This is a genomic window from Pseudomonas sp. FP2196 (assembly GCF_030687715.1).
Taxonomy (GTDB): Bacteria; Pseudomonadota; Gammaproteobacteria; order Pseudomonadales; family Pseudomonadaceae; genus Aquipseudomonas.
The window spans coordinates 3,616,446-3,634,281 of sequence record NZ_CP117445.1 but is presented as its reverse complement, the minus strand read 5'-3'; the positions used below and the strand labels follow the sequence as shown (position 1 = coordinate 3,634,281).

19 protein-coding genes are annotated in these 17,836 nt (G+C 60.7%); 9 read left to right on the top strand and 10 right to left on the bottom strand.

All coding sequences use genetic code 11. The annotated features are described in order from the left end of the window. Positions 1-23: 23 nt before the first annotated feature. The 3 genes from PSH79_RS16125 to PSH79_RS16115 are packed head-to-tail and all read right to left on the bottom strand — an operon-like array spanning position 24 to position 2,555. Entirely contained in the window at positions 24-641 is a 618-nt protein-coding gene (locus PSH79_RS16125; RefSeq protein WP_305438387.1) for a DNA-3-methyladenine glycosylase, read from the bottom strand. Position 642: 1 nt separating this feature from the next. Then, positions 643-1,440, bottom strand: coding sequence for an isocitrate lyase/phosphoenolpyruvate mutase family protein (locus PSH79_RS16120; RefSeq protein ID WP_305438386.1), 798 nt, complete (start codon positions 1,438-1,440; stop codon positions 643-645). 32 nt (positions 1,441-1,472) lie between these two features. Next, on the bottom strand, positions 1,473-2,555 hold the full coding sequence (locus tag PSH79_RS16115) for a bifunctional transcriptional activator/DNA repair enzyme AdaA (protein WP_305438385.1): 1,083 nt from the start codon (positions 2,553-2,555) through the stop codon (positions 1,473-1,475). A 184-nt stretch (positions 2,556-2,739) separates the two neighbouring features. Between PSH79_RS16115 and PSH79_RS16110 the strand changes: the two genes are divergently transcribed. Further along, positions 2,740-3,153, top strand: coding sequence for a VOC family protein (locus PSH79_RS16110; RefSeq protein WP_305438384.1), 414 nt, complete (start codon positions 2,740-2,742; stop codon positions 3,151-3,153). Here PSH79_RS16110 and PSH79_RS16105 read toward each other — a convergent pair. Continuing rightward, complete coding sequence (locus PSH79_RS16105) at positions 3,150-3,770, bottom strand: LysE family translocator (protein WP_305438383.1); 621 nt, start codon at positions 3,768-3,770, stop codon at positions 3,150-3,152. The two genes, PSH79_RS16110 and PSH79_RS16105, sit on opposite strands and share 4 nt — an antisense overlap. 277 nt (positions 3,771-4,047) lie before the next feature. On the opposite strand from PSH79_RS16105, the gene PSH79_RS16100 reads away from it, so the two are divergent. From PSH79_RS16100 to PSH79_RS16090, 3 genes are all read left to right on the top strand, one after another. Then, a complete protein-coding gene (locus tag PSH79_RS16100) occupies positions 4,048-4,662 on the top strand; it encodes a biliverdin-producing heme oxygenase (protein ID WP_305438382.1) in 615 nt (204 codons plus the stop codon). Further along, positions 4,659-6,896: an ATP-binding protein gene (locus tag PSH79_RS16095; RefSeq protein WP_305438381.1), complete on the top strand. Its 2,238-nt coding sequence runs from the start codon at positions 4,659-4,661 to the stop codon at positions 6,894-6,896. The genes PSH79_RS16100 and PSH79_RS16095 overlap by 4 nt, the downstream gene beginning before the upstream one ends. Before the next feature lie 201 nt (positions 6,897-7,097). Further along, the gene (locus PSH79_RS16090; protein ID WP_305438380.1) at positions 7,098-7,685 is read left to right on the top strand and encodes a LysE family translocator; all 588 of its coding nucleotides are present in this window, start codon (positions 7,098-7,100) and stop codon (positions 7,683-7,685) included. A 90-nt stretch (positions 7,686-7,775) separates the two neighbouring features. Here the strand turns inward: PSH79_RS16090 and PSH79_RS16085 are convergent, their stop codons facing one another. The 4 genes from PSH79_RS16085 to PSH79_RS16070 form a co-directional block, all read right to left on the bottom strand. Continuing rightward, positions 7,776-8,609, bottom strand: coding sequence for an AraC family transcriptional regulator (locus PSH79_RS16085; RefSeq protein ID WP_305438379.1), 834 nt, complete (start codon positions 8,607-8,609; stop codon positions 7,776-7,778). Between the two features lie 35 nt (positions 8,610-8,644). Beyond that, positions 8,645-9,148: a VOC family protein gene (locus PSH79_RS16080; RefSeq protein WP_305438378.1), complete on the bottom strand. Its 504-nt coding sequence runs from the start codon at positions 9,146-9,148 to the stop codon at positions 8,645-8,647. 230 nt (positions 9,149-9,378) lie between these two features. Further along, positions 9,379-10,047, bottom strand: a complete 669-nt coding sequence (locus PSH79_RS16075; protein ID WP_305438377.1) for a bifunctional 2-polyprenyl-6-hydroxyphenol methylase/3-demethylubiquinol 3-O-methyltransferase UbiG — start codon at positions 10,045-10,047, stop codon at positions 9,379-9,381. Between the two features lie 114 nt (positions 10,048-10,161). After that, entirely contained in the window at positions 10,162-10,527 is a 366-nt protein-coding gene (locus PSH79_RS16070; protein ID WP_305438376.1) for a hypothetical protein, read from the bottom strand. A gap of 405 nt (positions 10,528-10,932) precedes the next feature. Between PSH79_RS16070 and PSH79_RS16065 the strand changes: the two genes are divergently transcribed. Then, positions 10,933-11,325 (top strand): GFA family protein, encoded by a 393-nt coding sequence (locus tag PSH79_RS16065; RefSeq protein WP_305438375.1) that lies wholly within the window; start codon positions 10,933-10,935, stop codon positions 11,323-11,325. A gap of 164 nt (positions 11,326-11,489) precedes the next feature. On the opposite strand, the gene PSH79_RS16060 is transcribed toward PSH79_RS16065, so the two are convergent. Beyond that, a complete protein-coding gene (locus PSH79_RS16060; protein ID WP_305438373.1) occupies positions 11,490-12,320 on the bottom strand; it encodes an alpha/beta fold hydrolase in 831 nt (276 codons plus the stop codon). 242 nt (positions 12,321-12,562) lie between these two features. On the opposite strand from PSH79_RS16060, the gene PSH79_RS16055 reads away from it, so the two are divergent. The 4 genes from PSH79_RS16055 to PSH79_RS16040 all read left to right on the top strand — a co-directional run bounded on the left by PSH79_RS16055 (position 12,563) and on the right by PSH79_RS16040 (position 16,808). Further along, the gene (locus PSH79_RS16055; RefSeq protein WP_305438372.1) at positions 12,563-13,018 is read left to right on the top strand and encodes a (2Fe-2S)-binding protein; all 456 of its coding nucleotides are present in this window, start codon (positions 12,563-12,565) and stop codon (positions 13,016-13,018) included. 20 nt (positions 13,019-13,038) lie between these two features. Continuing rightward, on the top strand, positions 13,039-15,201 hold the full coding sequence (locus PSH79_RS16050) for a xanthine dehydrogenase family protein molybdopterin-binding subunit (RefSeq protein ID WP_305438371.1): 2,163 nt from the start codon (positions 13,039-13,041) through the stop codon (positions 15,199-15,201). A gap of 1 nt (position 15,202) precedes the next feature. Beyond that, a complete protein-coding gene (locus tag PSH79_RS16045) occupies positions 15,203-15,781 on the top strand; it encodes a hypothetical protein (protein WP_305438370.1) in 579 nt (192 codons plus the stop codon). A 61-nt stretch (positions 15,782-15,842) separates the two neighbouring features. Continuing rightward, positions 15,843-16,808, top strand: coding sequence for a diguanylate cyclase (locus tag PSH79_RS16040; protein WP_305438369.1), 966 nt, complete (start codon positions 15,843-15,845; stop codon positions 16,806-16,808). A 233-nt stretch (positions 16,809-17,041) separates the two neighbouring features. Here PSH79_RS16040 and fabI read toward each other — a convergent pair whose 3' ends face one another. Further along, positions 17,042-17,836, bottom strand: coding sequence for an enoyl-ACP reductase FabI (gene fabI, locus PSH79_RS16035; RefSeq protein ID WP_007910591.1), 795 nt, complete (start codon positions 17,834-17,836; stop codon positions 17,042-17,044).

Genomic DNA, 17,836 nt, shown 5'->3' with positions numbered 1-17,836 from the left:
CCAGCGATGAACGATGACACGGTCTACACCTTGGCCACCCTCCACAAATACCACGCCGCCACCGTCCGAAACGGACTCCACGCCAACCCGATCTCAACCATCTGCCTGCGCGTCGGCTGGACCTCCAAGCCCTTCAACCGCCGATACCCTTCACGCACGCCAAAATCATCCGCCGGCAAAATATCCATCCGCTCCAGGCTGTAAATCAGCAGCATCTCGACAGTCCAGCGCCCAACCCCGCGCAGGCTGATCAGGCGTTCGATCAGCACTTCATTCTCCATTGCCAACGCCGTGGCGTAATCCGGTACCACGCCGTCCAGGGTCGCTTGGGCAATCCCCTGAATCGTCGCAATCTTGCCCGCCGAAAACCCGCAGCCACGCAACCGATCAAAATCGGTCGCAAGCACCTGCTCGGGCCGAGGAAACGACTGCCCGGGAAACAACCCGACCAGCCGCCCGACAATCGCGTCCCCGGCCTTGGCATGCAGTTGCTGATAGGCAATCGCCCGCACCAGCGACTCGTAGGGATCGCGCGCCGGATGCGGTTGATGCAGGCACGGGCCGACAGCCGCGACATGCCGCTGCCAGTCGGCATCGAGCGCAGCCAGAAACTCACTGGCCGCTTGATAGTCATCCGCCATGCTATTTCAACAAGTCGTTGACTTCGCCGTAGGTAAACGCCTTCAGATCGTGGGTATCGAGTTTGCCGGTGGCGAGGAAGCTTTTCACCAGCCCGCCCATCGCGCCGTACATGAACTCGGCGATCCCGGAACCGGCGCTCAAGCGGCGTACGCCCAGTGCTTGCAGCTCCGCAGGCGAGGGCAGGCAGGCGAAGCCCAGCACGTTGACCGGCAGCGAAGTGCCTTTGCAGATCGCTTCAATTTCGTAGGCCGCGGTGACACCTGCGGCGAACAAACCATCGGTGCCTGCGGCTTGATACAGCGCGGCACGGCGCAGTGTTTCCGCCACGCGATCCTCCGCCGGCACCAGCCCACGCAGATAGACATCGGTGCGCGCGTTGATGAACAGCTTCACATCGCGTTTGTTGGCGACGGTGCGGGCCAGTTCGATCTTGCGCGCCAGCAACTCAGGATCACCTGAGCCATCCTCGATGTTGATCCCCACGGCGCCGGCCGCAATCACTGCATCTAGCACTTCAGCCACGCGTGCGAGGTCATCGGAGTAACCGGCCTCGACGTCCACGGTCAACGGCACGCTGATCACCCGGGCAATCGACTCCACGGTCGAGACCAGGCGTTCCAGTGGCAGGCTGTTGCCATCGGGATAGCCATGCGCCCAGGCCACTGCCGCGCTGCTGGTAGCGACGGCTTTACCGCCCAGATGTTCGACCAGTCGCGCACCAGTGGCGTCGGCGACGTTGGTCAGGATCAGCAGGCCTTGCTGGTGCAACTGGTGAAATTGCGTGTCGAGCGCGTTCATCGAAATCCCTTTTTGTCGGTTGTGTCGAATCGTCAGAAAGCCAGTTGTTGCGTGATTTGCATCGCAGCGTTTTCAAGCCTCAGCAGAAACGCTTTTCGCGGCTGTCCTCCACCATAGCCGGTGAGCGAGCCATCCGCGCCGATCACCCGATGACACGGCACCACAATCGCCAGGCGGTTGTGCCCGTTGGCCAGGCCGACTGCGCGACTGGCGCCGGGTTTGCCCAAGTCTGCGGCGATGGCGCCGTAGGTGGCGGTTTCGCCATAGGGGATTTGCAGCAGATGCGCCCAGACCTGGCGGTCGAACGGGCTGCCGGGCAAGTGCAGGGGCACGGTAAACGCGGTCAGCCGGCCGGCAAAATACTCTGCCAGTTCGCCCTCGATCTGCTGCAAATGCGCGTTATGCCCCGGTGCGACTGCGTAGCCGTAACGGTTCTGCAACTCTTCTACTTCGCGGGTCAGCGCCGGCCGATCAAGAAACTCCAGCAATACAAGTCCACGACGTTCGGCCATGGCAATCATCGGCCCCAGCGGCGTGGTCAGGCGCGTGAACAACAGCGGCTCGCTGGCCGCCGCACGGCCCGGGGTGATGTGGAACGACTTCTGGAACGCGTCGCGGAAACCGCTGAGGGATTCATAGCCGGAGTCGAACGCCGCGTGATCGATCGAGGTGCCTTGCCTGATCCCGCCTAGCGCCATGCCCAGCCGCCGTGTGCGCAGCCAGGCATGGAAGGTCATGCCGAAATGCTGCTTGAACCAGCGCCGCAGCTTCAGCGGCTCGACGCCTTCGGCGAGCAACTGCGCATCGCTCCAGCGAATCTCGGGGTCAGCGTCGACCATCATTAGCAAACGCTGCACCCAGTCCGGCGCAATGGCCGCCGCGTCCAGCGGTTTGCAGCGCAGACACGCGCGATAACCGGCAGACATGCATTCATCGGCATGGGCGAAGAATTCGACGTTTTCCGGTTTGGGCTTGCGCGCCGTGCAACTGGGGCGGCAGAAGATCCCGGTGGTTTTCACAGCCGTGAAGAACACGCCTTCATAGGCAGTGTCGCGTTCGAGCATGGCGCGAACCATTTCGGCGTGGGGCGGCAGGGCAGCGGTTTGTATGTTCATGGGGTGAGAGTAAAACCAGATTCTCGATGGCTCCACCGAAAAATCGACAATGAATTTTCCATGCCCCTGAACTACCGTGTAGGGGCTGCCGCAGGCTGCGATCTTTTGACGTTGGTTTTGAAAAACAAGATCAAAAGATCGCAGCCTGCGGCAGCTCCTACAGGGTTTGCGAGGCACTGAATTCATGCATCCGTTTGTCATTCAACACATCGATCACATCGTACTGCGCGTCGCCGACCTGCAACGCAGCATCGATTTCTACGGCCGGGTGTTCGGCGCCGAAGTGGTCAAGCACAACGAGCCGCTGGGTCTGGTGCATTTACGGGCCGGCACGTCGATGATCGATCTGGTCGATCTGCGAGGGGAACTCGGCCGCAAGGGCGGCGGGGCGGCGGGTGCCGAGCGGCGCAACGTCGATCACTTCTGCCTGCGCATTGAGCCGTTCGATGAGGCGGCCTTGACCGAACACTTGCTGGCACATGGTCTGAGCGTCGAAAAAGCCGCCACCCGCTTCGGTGCCGAGGGCAACGGCCTGTCGCTGTACTGTTTTGATCCGGATGGCAATCAGGTCGAACTCAAAGGCCCGTCCGAGGCTTAAGCGCGTTTCGCCATCAACAGCACCGACGCCGCCGCCGACAACAGCGCCGCGCAGCAACGATTGAAGATCCGTTTGCCTCGCGGCTCGGCAAACCAGCGGCGCATGTGCAGGCCCATCCAGGCATAGGCGCTGATGGCGATCCACTCCAGCAACAGAAACAGCACACCGAGCAAGGCGAATTGCGCGGGCACTGGACGAGCCGGATCGACGAATTGCGGCAGGAATGCAGTGAACAGCAGGATCGCTTTCGGATTGCCGGCCGCCACCAGAAACTCCTGTCGCGCCAATGCAAAGAACCCAACCGTAGCACCCGCAGCCTGTTGCTCGGCCCCGGGATTGGCGCGCCACAATTGCCATGCCAGATACAACAGATACGCCGTGCCAATGATTTTGATCGCATGAAACAGCCATTCCGAGGTTTGCAGCACCACCGACAGACCCGCGCCGGCGAGGGCGATCATCCCGGCGAACGCCAGAATCCGCCCGATACCCGCCGTGCAGGCGCGCCGAAAGCCATATCGTGTGGCATTGCTGACCGACAGCAGGTTGTTCGGGCCGGGTGCCATGTTCAGGGCGAAGCAGGCCGGGAGAAACAGCGAAAGGGTGGCGAGATCCATGGAACGAGCTCCTGTGACGGGAGCGACATTTTTATCACAGCCAACGTCTCACCCTGCCCATACAGTCACGCGTAGCTATCGCGGTACAGCGGCCGGGATGGCGTTGTGCAATCGGACCGAACTTTTCGTACGGGAGGGAACTCTGAAAAATCTGAGGACGATGGTTTCGTCAGAAAAATGATCCATGCGGTCAGAAATATCGGTTTGCCGTGTAATATTCGCCCGATATTTAACTCACCCCGAATGGCCCCAGGCGGCCCCACCAAGAGCGATATACATGCAAGCAAAGGCCCGTGAAGTTTATGTGCCACCGGTGCTGCAAGATCTGCGAGCCGGCACTGCCGAACTGCACATCGCACTGGAAAAACGTCTTCCTTTTTTCTCCGATACCCTCGATGCGCAAGCTTTTGGGCGCCTGATGCAGGCCTATTACGGTTTCTATGCGCCTCTGGAAAACGCATTGCAGCGCAGCGGTTCAGTCCCCGACGATTTTGATCTGACGTCACGCCTCAAGACCCACACGCTGCGCGGCGACCTGCGTGCACTGGGTATGGCAGACGCCACACTGGCAAGCCTGCCGATCTGCCAGCAGTTGCCGCTCATCGACTCCAGCGCTGCCTGCCTTGGCGTGTTGTACGTGCTTGAAGGCGCAACCCTGGGCGGGCAGATCCTGCGCCGGGAAATCGCCGCGCGTCTGGCTGTGGATGCCGACAACGGCGCAGCGTTTCTGGATATTTACGGTGCCGCGACCGGTCGGCGCTGGCGTGATTTCATCGAATACCTGGGCAGTCGACCGATGGACGCCGCCGAGCGTGAGGCCGTCGTGTATGCCGCCCAATCTACATTCAGCTGTTTCGAGCGCTGGCTCGAAAGCCAGGAGGTGCTGGCGTGACCGAGCAAGAAAAAGAGACTTTTGAACAACTGCTGAGCAATTGTGCCGACGAGCCGATTCGTTTCCCCGGTGCGATCCAGCCTCACGGCTTGCTGCTGACCCTGAGCGAGCCTGCGCTGGACATCATTCAAGTCAGCGCCAACGTCGAAACCCTGCTGGCCCGCGCGCCAGAAGAGCTCATTGGTCAGCCGCTGGAGCGCCTGATCGGCGACGTGGATGCCCGGGCCGTGCGCGTGGCGTTGCAGCAACCGTCACTCCTGGATGTGCCACCGCTGCGTTTTCAGCTCAATGGCAAGGCGTTCGAAGGCTTGCTGCATCGCCACCAAGGCGTATTGATTCTGGAGCTGGAAATCCACGCGGAAAACTTCCAGCCGCGCAACGTCGCCGGCAATCAGACGCACCTGGGGCGGATGCTCCAGCGCCTGCACGCGGCGACCACGTTGCAGGCGCTGTACGACATCAGCGTCCAGGAAATCCAGGCCCTGACCGGTTACGACCGGGTGCTGATCTACCGTTTCGAGGAGGAGGGCCACGGTCAGGTCATCGCCGAAGCCTCCTCCCCGTCGATGGAAGTGTTCAATGGCCTGTTCTTCCCGGCCTCCGACATTCCCGAGCAGGCTCGCGAGCTGTACCGCATCAATTGGTTGCGGATCATCCCCAATGCCGACTATCAACCGGTGCCGCTGGTGCCGAAGCTGCGTCCGGACACGCAGAAGCCGCTGGATCTGAGTTTCGCCACCCTGCGCAGCGTGTCGCCGATTCACTGTCAGTACATGAAAAACATGGGCGTGCTGTCGTCGATGAGTATTTCTCTGCTCAAGGGCGACAAACTCTGGGGGCTGATCAGTTGCGGCAACCGCCAGCCGTTGCACGTCCCGCATGAGTTGCGCAGCGCGTGCCAGACCATCGGTCAGGTGCTGTCGCTGCAGATCAGCGCGATGGAAGCGCTGGAGCTCAGCCGCCAGCGCGAAGAAAAAGTCGAGGCGTTGGCGCTGCTCAAGCAAGCGATGATCGACTCGCCGCAGAATGTCTTCGACGGCCTGGCGAATCAGCCGCAAATGCTGATGGCGTTGGCCAATGCCGGCGGCATCGCGATCATCGAAGACAAACAACTGCATCGCCATGGCAACTGCCCGGAACCGGAAGAGATCCGCGCGCTGCACAAGTGGTTGCAGGAAACCGGCGAGCCCGTGTTTGCCAGCCATCACCTGGCCAGTGTTTATCCGCCAGCGGCGCAGTATCAACACGTGGCCAGCGGTGTGCTTGCCATGAGCTTGCCCAAACCCGTGGACAACGGCGTGCTGTGGTTCCGGCCGGAGGTCAAAGAGAACATCAACTGGAGCGGTGATCCGCGCAAGCCGCTGGATATGGAAAACTCCGACGCCGGAATGCGCCTGCGTCCGCGCACCTCGTTTGAGATCTGGAAGGTCGAAATGGCCGGGATCTCCACCAAGTGGAGCCACGGTGACCTGTTTGCCGCCAACGACCTGCGCCGTTCGGCACTGGAAAACGACTTGGCCCGCCAGGTACGCCGCGAGCAGGAAGCGGTGCGTGCCCGTGATGAACTCGTGGCCGTCGTATCTCACGACCTGCGTAACCCGATGACGGTCATATCGATGCTCTGTGGCATGTTGCAGAAGGCCTTCAGCTCCGAAGGCCAGCATACCTCGCGGCGCATCTCCACGGCGATCGACACTATGCAGCAGGCTGCCGGGCGAATGAACACGCTTCTGGAGGACTTGCTCGACACCTCGAAGATCGACGCCGGGCGCTACTCCATCACGCCGCAAAGACTCGACGTCACGCAGATGTTCGAAGAGGCGCAAGCCCTGCTGACCCCACTCGCGCAGGACAAGGACATCAGCATTTCCTTCGCGGCGGATCCGGATCTGCGTATCCACGCCGATCCGGAGCGACTGTTTCAGGTGCTGTCGAACCTGGTGGGTAACGCGATCAAGTTCACCCCGCGCCTGGGCACGGTCGGTGTGCTGGCCAAATCCGTCGGTAGCGACATCGTGTTTACCGTGCGTGACAGCGGCGAAGGCATTCCCAAGGAAAACCTGGCCCGCGTCTTCGACCGTTACTGGACGGTGAAAGAGGGCAACCCGACCGGCACCGGCCTGGGTTTGTACATCAGCCAAGGCATTGTCGAAGCCCATGGCGGGCGGATTTTCGCCGAAAGCGAGGAGGGGCAGGGCAGCGAGTTCCGCTTCACTGTGCCGCGCCTGGACTGATCGGCTAAACACTTGAACCCGGTGTAGGAGCTGCCGCAGGCTGCGATCTGTTGATCTTGTTCTGAACCCAACATCAAAAGATCGCAGCCTGCGGCAGCTCCTACACAAAGTGTGTTGTTGGCAGGGTGATTTTCTTCAATACCGGGGACGGGGTGCTGGTTACCGTGAGCGCCTTGTTCTCCGATTTGAAGCAGGTGTGCGATGAGTTTGATTATCTCGATGGCGGCGTTTGCCCTGGCCGCGTCCATTACCCCCGGCCCAGTCAACATCGTCGCGCTGAGTTCCGGCGCGCAGTTCGGCTTTCGCGCCAGCCAGCGGCATGTCCTCGGCGCGACGCTGGGGTTTGTGCTGTTACTGGTGCTGATGGGCCTGGGCCTGCATGAAGTCCTCAAGCTCTGGCCGTTCATGACTCGCGTGGTGCAACTGGCAGGGGTGGCGTTCCTGCTGTTCATGGCCTGGAAGCTGGCGACCGACAACGGACAGTTGAATGCCGGCGACTCTGGCCGCGCGCCATCGATGCTCTATGGCGCGGTCATGCAATGGCTCAACCCGAAAGCCTGGCTGGCCTGCGTGGCCGGGATGGGTGCGTTTGTCGCCGATGGCGAGGCTCGGCTGGTCTGGCAGTTTGCGGCGGTGTATCTGGTGATCTGCTATCTGTCGGTGGGCTGCTGGGTGTATGCCGGGACATTCTTGCGCGGGTATCTAGGCAATCCGGCGGGGATGCGCCTGTTCAATCGATTGATGGCGGGGTTGTTGGTGGTGAGTGCGATTTACCTGCTGTTGCCTTGAACAGCAAAAGATCGCAGCCTTCGGCCGCTCCTACAGGGATCGGGGTAGGCGCTGCCGAAGGCTGCGATCTTTTGATCTTGATACGCCCGGTCAGCCGCGATACTGGCCGGGTGTTGCGGCCAGATGTTGTTTGAACGCTCGTTGAAAATGCGCCTGGTCAGCGAACCCGGCTTCCAGGGCTACATCGGCAATCAGTCTGCCCCGGCGCAAACCCTCGCGGGCGTACTGAATACGCTGGTTGACCACAAAGGCATGCGGCGTCATGCCGTAATGCTGTTTGAAAGCGCGGATCAGATAGGACGGTGACAACTGCGCCGCGCTGCAAATGTCATCGAGGCTCAGCAGCTCCGTGCAGTGTTCACGGATGAAATCGGCGGCGCGTTCAAGCTTGAAATTCGGTTCTCGCATGGGCGCTTGCGCCGGGTTCAGGCGCAACTGCAGATCAGTGAAAAACTCCACCGCTGCGCTCTGTTTACGCAGCACATCCTGTTGCTCGTCGACCAGAATGTCGTGCAACCCGTTGAGATCACCAAACAGATCGGCATCGTTGAGATGGGTGTTGGCAAAACGGCGAAATTCCAGCTCGGCACTGAAGCCCAATTGATGTTGCAGATCCGTCAGCCATGGCGTTTCCACGTATAGCATCAGGTACGACCATGGCTGATCATCGATCGGATTGCACGCATGCACATCCCCGGGATTCATCAGCACCACGGTACCCGACGCCACTTCGAACTGCGCCTGTTCGTGCACATACGTGCTGCGCCCTGCGGTGATCGCACCGATGGAAAAATGCGCGTGAGAATGCCGCGCATAGCAGACTTCGCGGCCGTCGGCGATGGCTCGCGCCTCAATGAAGGGCAGGGCATCGTCGCGCCAGAAGCGTGGGGCTTTTTCTGAGTTTTTGGCGGCAGCGTGTTTCATCAACGTCATTCCCGGCAGGCCAGCGCCCGAGTGTATTAGCTCTGGCCGGCAAAGGCCCGCTCCAGTTCGGCGATGTCGAGTTTTTTCATGCTGAACATGGCCTGCATCGCCCGCTGCGACTTGCTGGTGTCGGGGTCTTGCATCATGTGCATGAACGCCACCGGCACGATCTGCCACGACACGCCGAACTTGTCCTTGAACCAGCCGCATTGCTGAGCTTCCACCGGCCCGCCGGCAGAAAGATTGCCCCAGAAATGGTCGACTTCTTCCTGGTTCTGGCAATTGACCTGAAACGATATCGCTTCACTGAACTTGAACACCGGCCCGCCGTTGAGACCGGTAAAGGTTTGGCCATCGAGTTCAAAACTCACCGTCATCACCGCACCTTCCGGCTGCCCGTGAAATTCCTGGCCGACCTTGCTGTAGTGGGTCAGGCCGGTGATTTTCGAATGGTCGAAGATCGAGCAGTAGAACTTCGCGGCAGCCTCGGCCTGATCGTCGAACCACAGGCACGGTGTGAGCTTCTGAAAACGTTGCATGGCAGTCATCCTCGGCAGGTTAGACACGCTGGATTAACAGCGTAGTCAGTCCTTGGTCGACTGGCGGTGCCGTAGATCGCCAAGTTATAACTTGGTAATCCTGCGAACCCCCTAAACCCTGTGGGAGCTGGCTTGCCAGCGATGAGGCCGTCACTCTCGGCATCAATGGTGTCTGACCCAATGCCATCGCTGGCAAGCCAGCTCTCACCATAACCGTAGCGCGATCGAAACTAGCGCCGTTCAGCGATCATCAGCAATGACTGCGGCACAGGGCTTTGCGGATGCTGTGGCTCTTGCAGTGCGGCCAGTTGAAAACCAGCCATGTCCAGCGCATTGAGCCAGCTCGACAGGGTGCGGAAGTACCAGGGCATCGGCTGCCACTGGCCCTTGAACCCGACAAACGTCTCTTCCCGCCAGCCGTCCTGATAATCACCCGCCGCGACGGCCCACGGGTGCAACGTCTGGATCGCCAGTGCGCCGCCGGGCACAAGCAATGCGTTCATCGCGGCGAGCAGCGGGATGATGTCCTGATGCAGTAAAGAGAAATTGGCGCAGATCAGGTCATAGTCGCGACCGATGTCTGCCGTCGCATCGACTAGCGCTTCATAACTGGCGACATGCGCCTGAGATGCACCGTCCAAACGCGCCGCCTCAACCAGCGTCGCATCGCCATCCACGCCCGTCGCGTCAATGCCCCGATCCGCCAGCGCCCGCAACAGCCAGCCTTCGCCGCAACCAAGGTCGAGCACCCGCTGCGGTTGCCGACCCATGATCGCCAACAGAATCGCTTGATCGGTGACCTGCTGACGGCTTTCGATGGCGCCGCTGCGGATCACTTCGATCCAGGCGTGAGCGTTCTCGTGCCAGCTCTGCAACAGGGTGGTTTCGGGGGAGGGCATGTTGGTGTCCGGACAATTGAGTGGAGGATGCCGTTTGTAAAAATTCAGTATGGACGCCGGACTCAAGATCGCCATGCAGGATGCACTGGCCCTGCATGGCGATCCGTCGGGTACCTACTGCGGCACGCGCAGCTTGTCCAGCAGTCGATTGACCAACAGCTCGTTGAGCATGATCACCTGTTGCAACGCCAGCAGCGGTTTGCGCTCGGGGCCACCGACCGAGTTGGCGATGTTACCGGCGATGGCGTGGGCGTATGAAAGCGATTCACAGGCCTCGACCAGCAGGGTTTCGTCATCCAGCGTGGGGTCGACTAGAAAGACGGGGCGAAACTTGGGCGATGCTGGCGCAGCTGCCAGGTCTTCGGGCTTGAGGTAATAGTCGAGGGCGCGATCGGTGGCCTCTTTGACCTTTTGCGGGTCGAGCGCGGGGTCGTGGGGGATTGGATTGGTGTGTGGTGGGTTGGGCGTAACTTTGAACATAGATGAAGTCTCGTATCGAAATAAATAGGAGCCATCACTCTCGCTACCAAACGAAGGGTGGCGGCCATGCGCGGGTTGGTAGACCGGTCGATACGGAAACCCGGCGCTCACGAATGAGCCCCACGCATGTCCACCATATAAAACACAGCCGCGAATAAAGAGACTGAATAAGGTGGCGCCATACGGCGGTACCGACGCGGGCTACCAAACCCGATCACTGTTTTGCAGTGACAGGCAAACGATATAGCCCGGCCCATAGCCGTGTAAGCCGGCGGATTCTGGCGTACGCGTAGGTAACGGCGCAAGGTGTTGTAGCCTGTATGGCGTAACGCGGCGTGTCATTTAAACGGGACTGCGCAATTGTGTTTATGCGCGGCGGAAACGGGTCAGCAGAGGAGATGCAAAATGAACCGACTCACCGGCGGCTGCCTTTGCGGCGACATCCGTTTCGAAGCCTCAGGCCAGCCTTGGCGCGTGGGCCTTTGCCACTGCCTCGATTGCCGCAAACATCATGGGACGCCGTTTCATGCCTCGGCGATATTTCCTGAAAGCGCAGTGACCATCACGGGTGAACCCGGCGACTACAACGGGCGTTATTTCTGCCCACGCTGTGGCTCGCCTGTGTTCTCGCGCTCGGCGGATGAAATTGAAGTCAACGTGGGCTCGTTCGATGAGCCGAACCAGTTCAAACCCACTTACGAACTCTGGACTGTGCGCCGCGAGAAGTGGTTGCCGGCGCTGCCCCTGGCTCACCACTACGAGCGTGACCGTAAAGGCACAAGCCGCTCCGAAGGTTAACCGGAGCGGGAGGGGAAGACCCTGATCCTGCATCCACCAACAATCTCCTGCAGGAGTGAGCCTGCTCGCGATAGCGTCGGCACAGCTTGAGCATTTGTTGCCTGGTGCACCGCTATCGCGAGCAGGCTCGCTCCTACGGGGGAGGCGTGTGACTACCACTAATCTCAGCCGCGAATAAAGGCTAAGAGATCCGCATTAATGGTCGGCGCCTCAGTCGTCGGCATCCCATGCGGAAACCCCGGATACGACTTCAACGTGCCATTTGGCAACAGTTTCGCCGACAAAGGCCCCGAATTCGCGTACGGCACAATCTGATCATCCTCGCCATGCATCACCAGCACCGGCACGGTGACCTTCTTCAAGTCCTCGGTGAAATCCGTCTGCGAGAACGCCACGATGCCATCGTAATGCGCTTTGGCGCCGCCGATCATGCCCTGGCGCCACCAGTTTGAAATGATTCCTTCCGAAGCCGTGGCCCCAGGCCGGTTGTAGCCATAGAAAGGCCCGGTCGGAATGTCGCGATAAAACTGCGCCCGGTTCGCCGCGAGTTGCGCCTGAAAATCATCGAACACCGATTTCGGCAACCCTCCCGGATTGCTCTCGGTCTGCACCATCAGCGGCGGCACGGCGCTGATGAGCACCCCTTTGGCGACGTTGTCCTGTCCATGGCGGGCGATGTAATGAATGACCTCGCCGCCACCCGTCGAGTGGCCGACATGCACGACATTCTTCACACCCAAGTGACTGACCACGGCCAGCACATCATCGGCGTAATGATCCATATCGTGCCCATCCCAGACCTGGCCAGACCGTCCATGCCCGCGGCGATCATGAGCAATCACCCGAAAGCCTTGCCCCAGAAAGAACAGCATCTGCGCATCCCAGTCGTCCGAACTCAGCGGCCAGCCGTGGTGAAAGTGGATGACCGGCGCGTCTTTGGGCCCCCAGTCCTTGTAGAAAATCTCGACGCCGTCTTTGGTGGTGACAAATCCCATGTTCGCTACTCCTGATCAATGTGGAGGATCGGTTTGCATGATGAGTGTGCCCGCGCGCTCACTCGGGTGAGAGCCGCTATCAACTGTAGGATTAAAGTCGACATCTGCATGACCGGCGGTCGCCGCGCCTGGCCTTGCGCGCAAATTGCGCTTAGCTGAATGGGATAAGCCGAGGCGTGCGCAGGCATTGATGGCCGCAGCAACGCCCCTTCAGAACACCGTGAGTCTGAGGAAGTCCCCCGATGCTGACCTTGAATATCAATGGCAAGGATCAGGAGCTCGATGTCCCCGCGGACATGCCGTTGCTCTGGGTCCTGCGCGATGTCGCGCACCTGACCGGTACCAAATTCGGCTGCGGCATGGCCCAGTGCGGCGCCTGTACCGTGCATGTCGATGGCGCGCCATTACGTGCCTGCATCACCCCGGCCACCGCGGTGGCCCATGGGCAAAAAATTCTTACCATCGAAGGTTTGTCCACCGACGGCTCGCACCCGGTGCAGCAGGCCTGGGCCGAACTCGACGTGGTGCAGTGCGGTTACTGCCAGTCGGGGCAGATCATGTCTGCCGTCGCCTTGCTGGCGAAAATCCCCAAGCCCACCGACAGCGATATCGATCAGGCGCTCTCCGGCAATATCTGCCGCTGCGGCACCTACCCAAGAATTCGTGCCGCGGTCAAACGTGCGTCCGAGATCGGTTGAACCTGACGGGGAGATAGACCATGAACAGTCCCGTATCGCGTCGGGGTTTTCTCAAGGGCAGCGCCATGTTGGGCGGTGGGTTGGTGGTGGCGTTTGTCGTCCCCGGCGGCCACAAGTTTGCCTATGCGGCAGAGAACGAAGGCAAGGTGTTTGCGCCCAATGCGTTTTTGCGCATTGCCGCCGACAACAGCGTCACCGTGCTGCTCGGCCATTCGGAGATGGGGCAGGGCATCTGGACTGGCCTGACCATGCTGATCGCCGAGGAGCTGGACGCTGACTGGTCGAAAATCCGCGTCGAACACTCGCCAGCCTCCGCGGCCGATTACGGCATGCCGGCGTTTGGCGGCATGCAGATCACCGGCGGCTCGACGTCAACCTGGATGGAGTTTGACCGTTATCGGTTGGCGGGTGCTACGGCGCGGCAGATGCTGGTTGAAGCGGCGGCCAAGCGATTTGATGTGGCGCCTTCGGCGATTCGCACTGAGTCCGGCGTGGTGATCGCGGGTGATAAACGCGCCACTTATGGCGAATTGGCCGACGCCGCGGGGCAGTTGCCGGTGCCGGATCCGAAATCCATCACGTTCAAAGAGGCCAAGGACTGGAAAGTCATTGGCAAACCCACCAAACGCCTCGACACCCCGGAGAAAATCACTGGCCGCGCCAAGTTCGGCATGGATGTGCAGTTCGAAGGCCTGATGACCGCGATGGTCGCGCGCGCGCCGGTGTTCGGCGCCACGGTCAAATCCTTTGAAGGCGCCGCAGCGCTGGCGATTCCCGGCGTGCACAAGGTGCTGCAAGTGCCCAGCGGAGTCGCGGTGGTGGCCGAGCATTTCTGGGCGGCGAAGCTGGGCCGCGATGCACTGAAGGTCGATTGGGACTTGGGACCGCTCGCCGACATGAGCAGTGAAAAACTGCTGGAGAGTTTCCGCAAACTGGCGACGACGCCGGGCACTTCCGCCACCCAGGCTGGGGACGCGAACACCCATTTCGGCAAAGCCGCGAAGAAAATCGACGTCGAGTACAGCGTGCCTTATCTGGCTCATGCGCCGATGGAACCGCTCAATTGCACGGTGAAAATCAGCGCCGACAAATGCGAGATCTGGACCGGCACGCAATTTCAGACGCTGGATCAAATGGTCGCCAGCAAAATCACCGGGCTCAAGCCCGAGCAGGTCGAAATTCATACCGAATTCCTCGGTGGTGGTTTCGGCCGGCGGGCCAATCCAACCTCGGACTTCGTCGCCGAAGCGGTGGAGGTGGCGAAAGCTGCCGCCATGCCGGTGAAAACCGTGTGGGCACGGGAAGACGATATTCGCGGCGGCTATTACCGCTCGATGTACCTGCATCAGGCCCGGGTCGGCCTGGGCGCCGATGGCCTGCCGATGAGCTGGCAGCATGTGCTGGTGGGGCAGTCGATCATGGCCGGGACGATGCTTGAGGCGACAATGGTCAAGAACGGCATCGATGTGACTTCGGTCGAGGGCGTGGCCGACAGTCCCTACATCAAGGATCTGGCGCATCATCAGGTCGACCTGCATTCGCCGAAAACCGGCATTAATGTGCTGTGGTTACGTTCGGTCGGTCACACTCACACGGGTTTCGTCATGGAATCGCTGATTGATGAACTGGCGACAGCGGCGGGCAAGGATCCGGTTGAGTACCGGCGAACGCTGCTCAAGGCGCACCCGCGCCACCTCGGTGTGCTCAATCTGGCGGTGGAAAAGGCCAACTGGGGTGCGCCGCTGCCGGACGGCCATGCCCTCGGCGTGGCGGTGCACGAATCGTTCGGCAGCTATGTGGCGCAGGTCGCCGAGGTGTCGCAGGACAATCTGGCGATTCGCGTGCATCGCGTGGTCTGCGCGGTGGATTGCGGGATTGCGGTGAATCCGCAGAGCATCGCCGCGCAGATGGAATCGTGCATCACCTTTGGCTTGAGCATGGCGCTGCACAGCAAGCTCACCGTGAAGAACGGCGGTGTAGTGCAGTCCAACTACCACGATTACCAGGTACTGCGGCTCAACGAAATGCCGGTGGTCCAAGTGCATATCGTCCCCAGTAGCGAGAAACCCGGTGGCATCGGCGAGCCCGGCGTGCCACCTACCGCGCCAGCCGTGGCCAACGCGGTGTTTGCCCTGACCGGGCAGCGCCTGCGCGAGCTGCCGCTGCAACTGTCGGGGGTGTGAGATGAAACGACATCTGCTGTTGGGTGCGGTGGTGCTGGTGGGGCTGGGCGGCTACGCCTCGGACTTGTTTGCCGAGGATCAGGAAGCCTTGAAGGCGTTCGGCACCATTCAGAAAGTGTTCCAGAGTCCGCGTTGCCAGAACTGCCACATTCCCGGAGATTCGCCGTTGCAGTTTGATGCCGGCACGCCCCATGCGATGAACGTGGTGCGCGGCATGGACGGCAAGGGCGCCGCCGGTTTGCCGTGCGCAACGTGTCACGCTGAAAGCAATCCACCGGCCAGTTACGGCCCCCATGCGCCACCGGGCGCACCGCACTGGAGCCTGCCACCGGCCGCGCACAAAATGGCCTGGATCGGCCTGCCGGCAGACAAGCTCTGCGCGATGATCAAGGACCGCTCCAGCAACGGTGACCGCGATTTTGCCGCGCTGATCAAACACGTCAGCGAGGACAAACTGGTGCTCTGGGGCTGGAATCCCGGAACAGGACGGGCGCCGGTGCCGGTGCCGCACGACATATTCGTGAACCAGTTCAAGCTTTGGGCGGATGCTGGCGGGCCGTGTCCGGTGGCCGGGAGTTGACGGTGTGACCGGGCGGCGAATCAGGCTACTCTAGAAGCCACTGACTTCGATGGAGTGTGTGATGCTGGTTCCCGGAAAACCTGCCAATGAAGCCGCGCGAATTCAAGTGCTGCACGGCCTTGACCTTCTCGACTCGGCTCCCGAAGAGCGTTTTGACCGACTCACGCGACTGGCCAAGCGTCTGTTCAATGTGCCGATCGCCTTGGTGACGCTGGTGGACAAGGATCGTCAGTGGTTCAAGTCCTGTGTCGGGCTGAATGTCACGGAAACCTCGCGGGACGTGTCGTTCTGCGGCCATGCCATTCTCAAGAATGACTTGTTACTGGTGCCTGATGCCCGCCAGGACGAGCGCTTTCACGACAATCCGCTCGTGACCGGCGAGCCGCACATTCGCTTCTATGCCGGCTATCCACTGACCGTGCCTACTGGCAACAAAATGGGCACGCTGTGCCTGATCGACACCAAACCCCGCGAACTCGATGACGAAGAACGCGCGCTGCTGCGTGATCTGGCAGAGATGGCCGAGCAAGAGCTGACGGCCGTGCAGATGGCGAGCATGGACGAGCTGACGCTGCTGTCCAACCGTCGTGGTTTCAAGCAATTGGCCCAGCATGCACTGGACGCCTGCGCGCGGCTGAACCGCCCGGCGACGCTGCTGTTTTTCGACCTCAACGATTTCAAACAGATCAACGATCTTTACGGCCATGCAGAGGGTGACAGTGCGCTCAAGACCTTCGCCGATGTGCTGCGCATTGCCTTTCGCGAGAGCGATGTGGTCGGGCGCCTGGGCGGCGATGAATTTGTCGCGCTGCTGACCGGTTCGAGCCATGTCGAAACCACGGCAATCATGGCGCGGCTCAAGGAGATTCTTGAAGAGCGCAACGCCACGCTGCACAGGGGCTATGCCATCCGCTTCAGCGTTGGCCAGATCGAATACGACCCGAAACGGCACGACACGGTGGATCAATTGCTGGCAGATGCGGATGGGGCGATGTATGAGCATAAGCAGGCAATTAAGCGCAGTTGATTCAGGCCTTATCGCTGGCAAGCCAGCTCCCACAGGTATCGTGGCTGTACTCAATTTTGCCGTTCACCGCACAACCTTGTGGGAGCTGGCTTGCCAGCGATGGGGGCGATCCATTCAACATCTTCATTGCCTGACCCAGCGCTATCGTGAGCAAGCTCACTTCCACAGGGGACAGTGTTGCAGGCATAAAAAACCCGCCAGAAGAGGCGGGTTTTTTATTGGCTAAGCGAAGATCACTCTTCGATGTTGCCCATGGCGGTGGTGTTGAAGCCGCCGTCCACGTACATGATTTCACCGCTGATGCCCGACGCCAGGTCGGAGCACAGGAAGGCGCCGGCGTTGCCGACTTCGTCGATGGTGACGTTGCGACGCAGCGGGGTTTGCGCTTCGTTGGCGGCCAGCATCTTGCGGAAGTTCTTGATGCCCGAAGCTGCCAGGGTACGGATCGGGCCAGCCGATACGCAGTTGACGCGGGTGCCGTCCGGGCCCAGGGAGCCGGCCAGGTAACGTACGCCAGCTTCCAGCGAAGCCTTGGCCATGCCCATTACGTTGTAGTTCGGCATGGTGCGCTCGGCGCCCAGGTACGACAGGGTCAGCAGGCTGCCGTTGCGGCCTTTCATCATTTCGCGGCCAGCTTTGGCCAGGGCCACGAAGCTGTAGGCGCTGATGTCGTGAGCGATGCGGAAACCGTCACGGGTGGTGGCTTCGGTGAAGTCGCCGTCCAGTTGGTCGCCCGGGGCGAAGCCGACGGAGTGGACGATGCAGTCCAGGCCGTCCCACTTCTTGCTCAGTGCTTCGAAGACCTTGGCGATTTCTTCATCGCTGGCCACGTCGCACGGGAAGCACAGCTCAGGGCTCGAACCCCAGCCTTGGGCGAATTCTTCAACACGACCTTTGAGTTTGTCGTTCTGATAAGTGAAGGCAAGCTCAGCGCCCTCGCGATGCATGGCGGCAGCGATGCCGGATGCGATGGACAGCTTGCTGGCGACACCGACGATCAGTACGCGCTTACCGGCGAGAAAACCCAT

Excerpts from the sequence above, each read along its gene's own strand:
- PSH79_RS16125 (WP_305438387.1), bottom strand. The coding sequence starts at position 641 with ATGGCGGATGACTATCAAGCGGCCAGTGAGTTTCTGGCTGCGCTCGAT.
- PSH79_RS16120 (WP_305438386.1), bottom strand. The coding sequence starts at position 1,440 with ATGAACGCGCTCGACACGCAATTTCACCAGTTGCACCAGCAAGGCCTG.
- PSH79_RS16115 (WP_305438385.1), bottom strand. The coding sequence starts at position 2,555 with ATGAACATACAAACCGCTGCCCTGCCGCCCCACGCCGAAATGGTTCGC.
- PSH79_RS16110 (WP_305438384.1), top strand. The coding sequence starts at position 2,740 with ATGCATCCGTTTGTCATTCAACACATCGATCACATCGTACTGCGCGTC.
- PSH79_RS16105 (WP_305438383.1), bottom strand. The coding sequence starts at position 3,770 with ATGGATCTCGCCACCCTTTCGCTGTTTCTCCCGGCCTGCTTCGCCCTG.
- PSH79_RS16100 (WP_305438382.1), top strand. The coding sequence starts at position 4,048 with ATGCAAGCAAAGGCCCGTGAAGTTTATGTGCCACCGGTGCTGCAAGAT.
- PSH79_RS16090 (WP_305438380.1), top strand. The coding sequence starts at position 7,098 with ATGAGTTTGATTATCTCGATGGCGGCGTTTGCCCTGGCCGCGTCCATT.
- PSH79_RS16085 (WP_305438379.1), bottom strand. The coding sequence starts at position 8,609 with ATGAAACACGCTGCCGCCAAAAACTCAGAAAAAGCCCCACGCTTCTGG.
- PSH79_RS16080 (WP_305438378.1), bottom strand. The coding sequence starts at position 9,148 with ATGCAACGTTTTCAGAAGCTCACACCGTGCCTGTGGTTCGACGATCAG.
- PSH79_RS16075 (WP_305438377.1), bottom strand. The coding sequence starts at position 10,047 with ATGCCCTCCCCCGAAACCACCCTGTTGCAGAGCTGGCACGAGAACGCT.
- PSH79_RS16070 (WP_305438376.1), bottom strand. The coding sequence starts at position 10,527 with ATGTTCAAAGTTACGCCCAACCCACCACACACCAATCCAATCCCCCAC.
- PSH79_RS16065 (WP_305438375.1), top strand. The coding sequence starts at position 10,933 with ATGAACCGACTCACCGGCGGCTGCCTTTGCGGCGACATCCGTTTCGAA.
- PSH79_RS16060 (WP_305438373.1), bottom strand. The coding sequence starts at position 12,320 with ATGGGATTTGTCACCACCAAAGACGGCGTCGAGATTTTCTACAAGGAC.
- PSH79_RS16055 (WP_305438372.1), top strand. The coding sequence starts at position 12,563 with ATGCTGACCTTGAATATCAATGGCAAGGATCAGGAGCTCGATGTCCCC.
- PSH79_RS16050 (WP_305438371.1), top strand. The coding sequence starts at position 13,039 with ATGAACAGTCCCGTATCGCGTCGGGGTTTTCTCAAGGGCAGCGCCATG.
- PSH79_RS16045 (WP_305438370.1), top strand. The coding sequence starts at position 15,203 with ATGAAACGACATCTGCTGTTGGGTGCGGTGGTGCTGGTGGGGCTGGGC.
- PSH79_RS16040 (WP_305438369.1), top strand. The coding sequence starts at position 15,843 with ATGCTGGTTCCCGGAAAACCTGCCAATGAAGCCGCGCGAATTCAAGTG.
- fabI (WP_007910591.1), bottom strand. The coding sequence starts at position 17,836 with ATGGGTTTTCTCGCCGGTAAGCGCGTACTGATCGTCGGTGTCGCCAGC.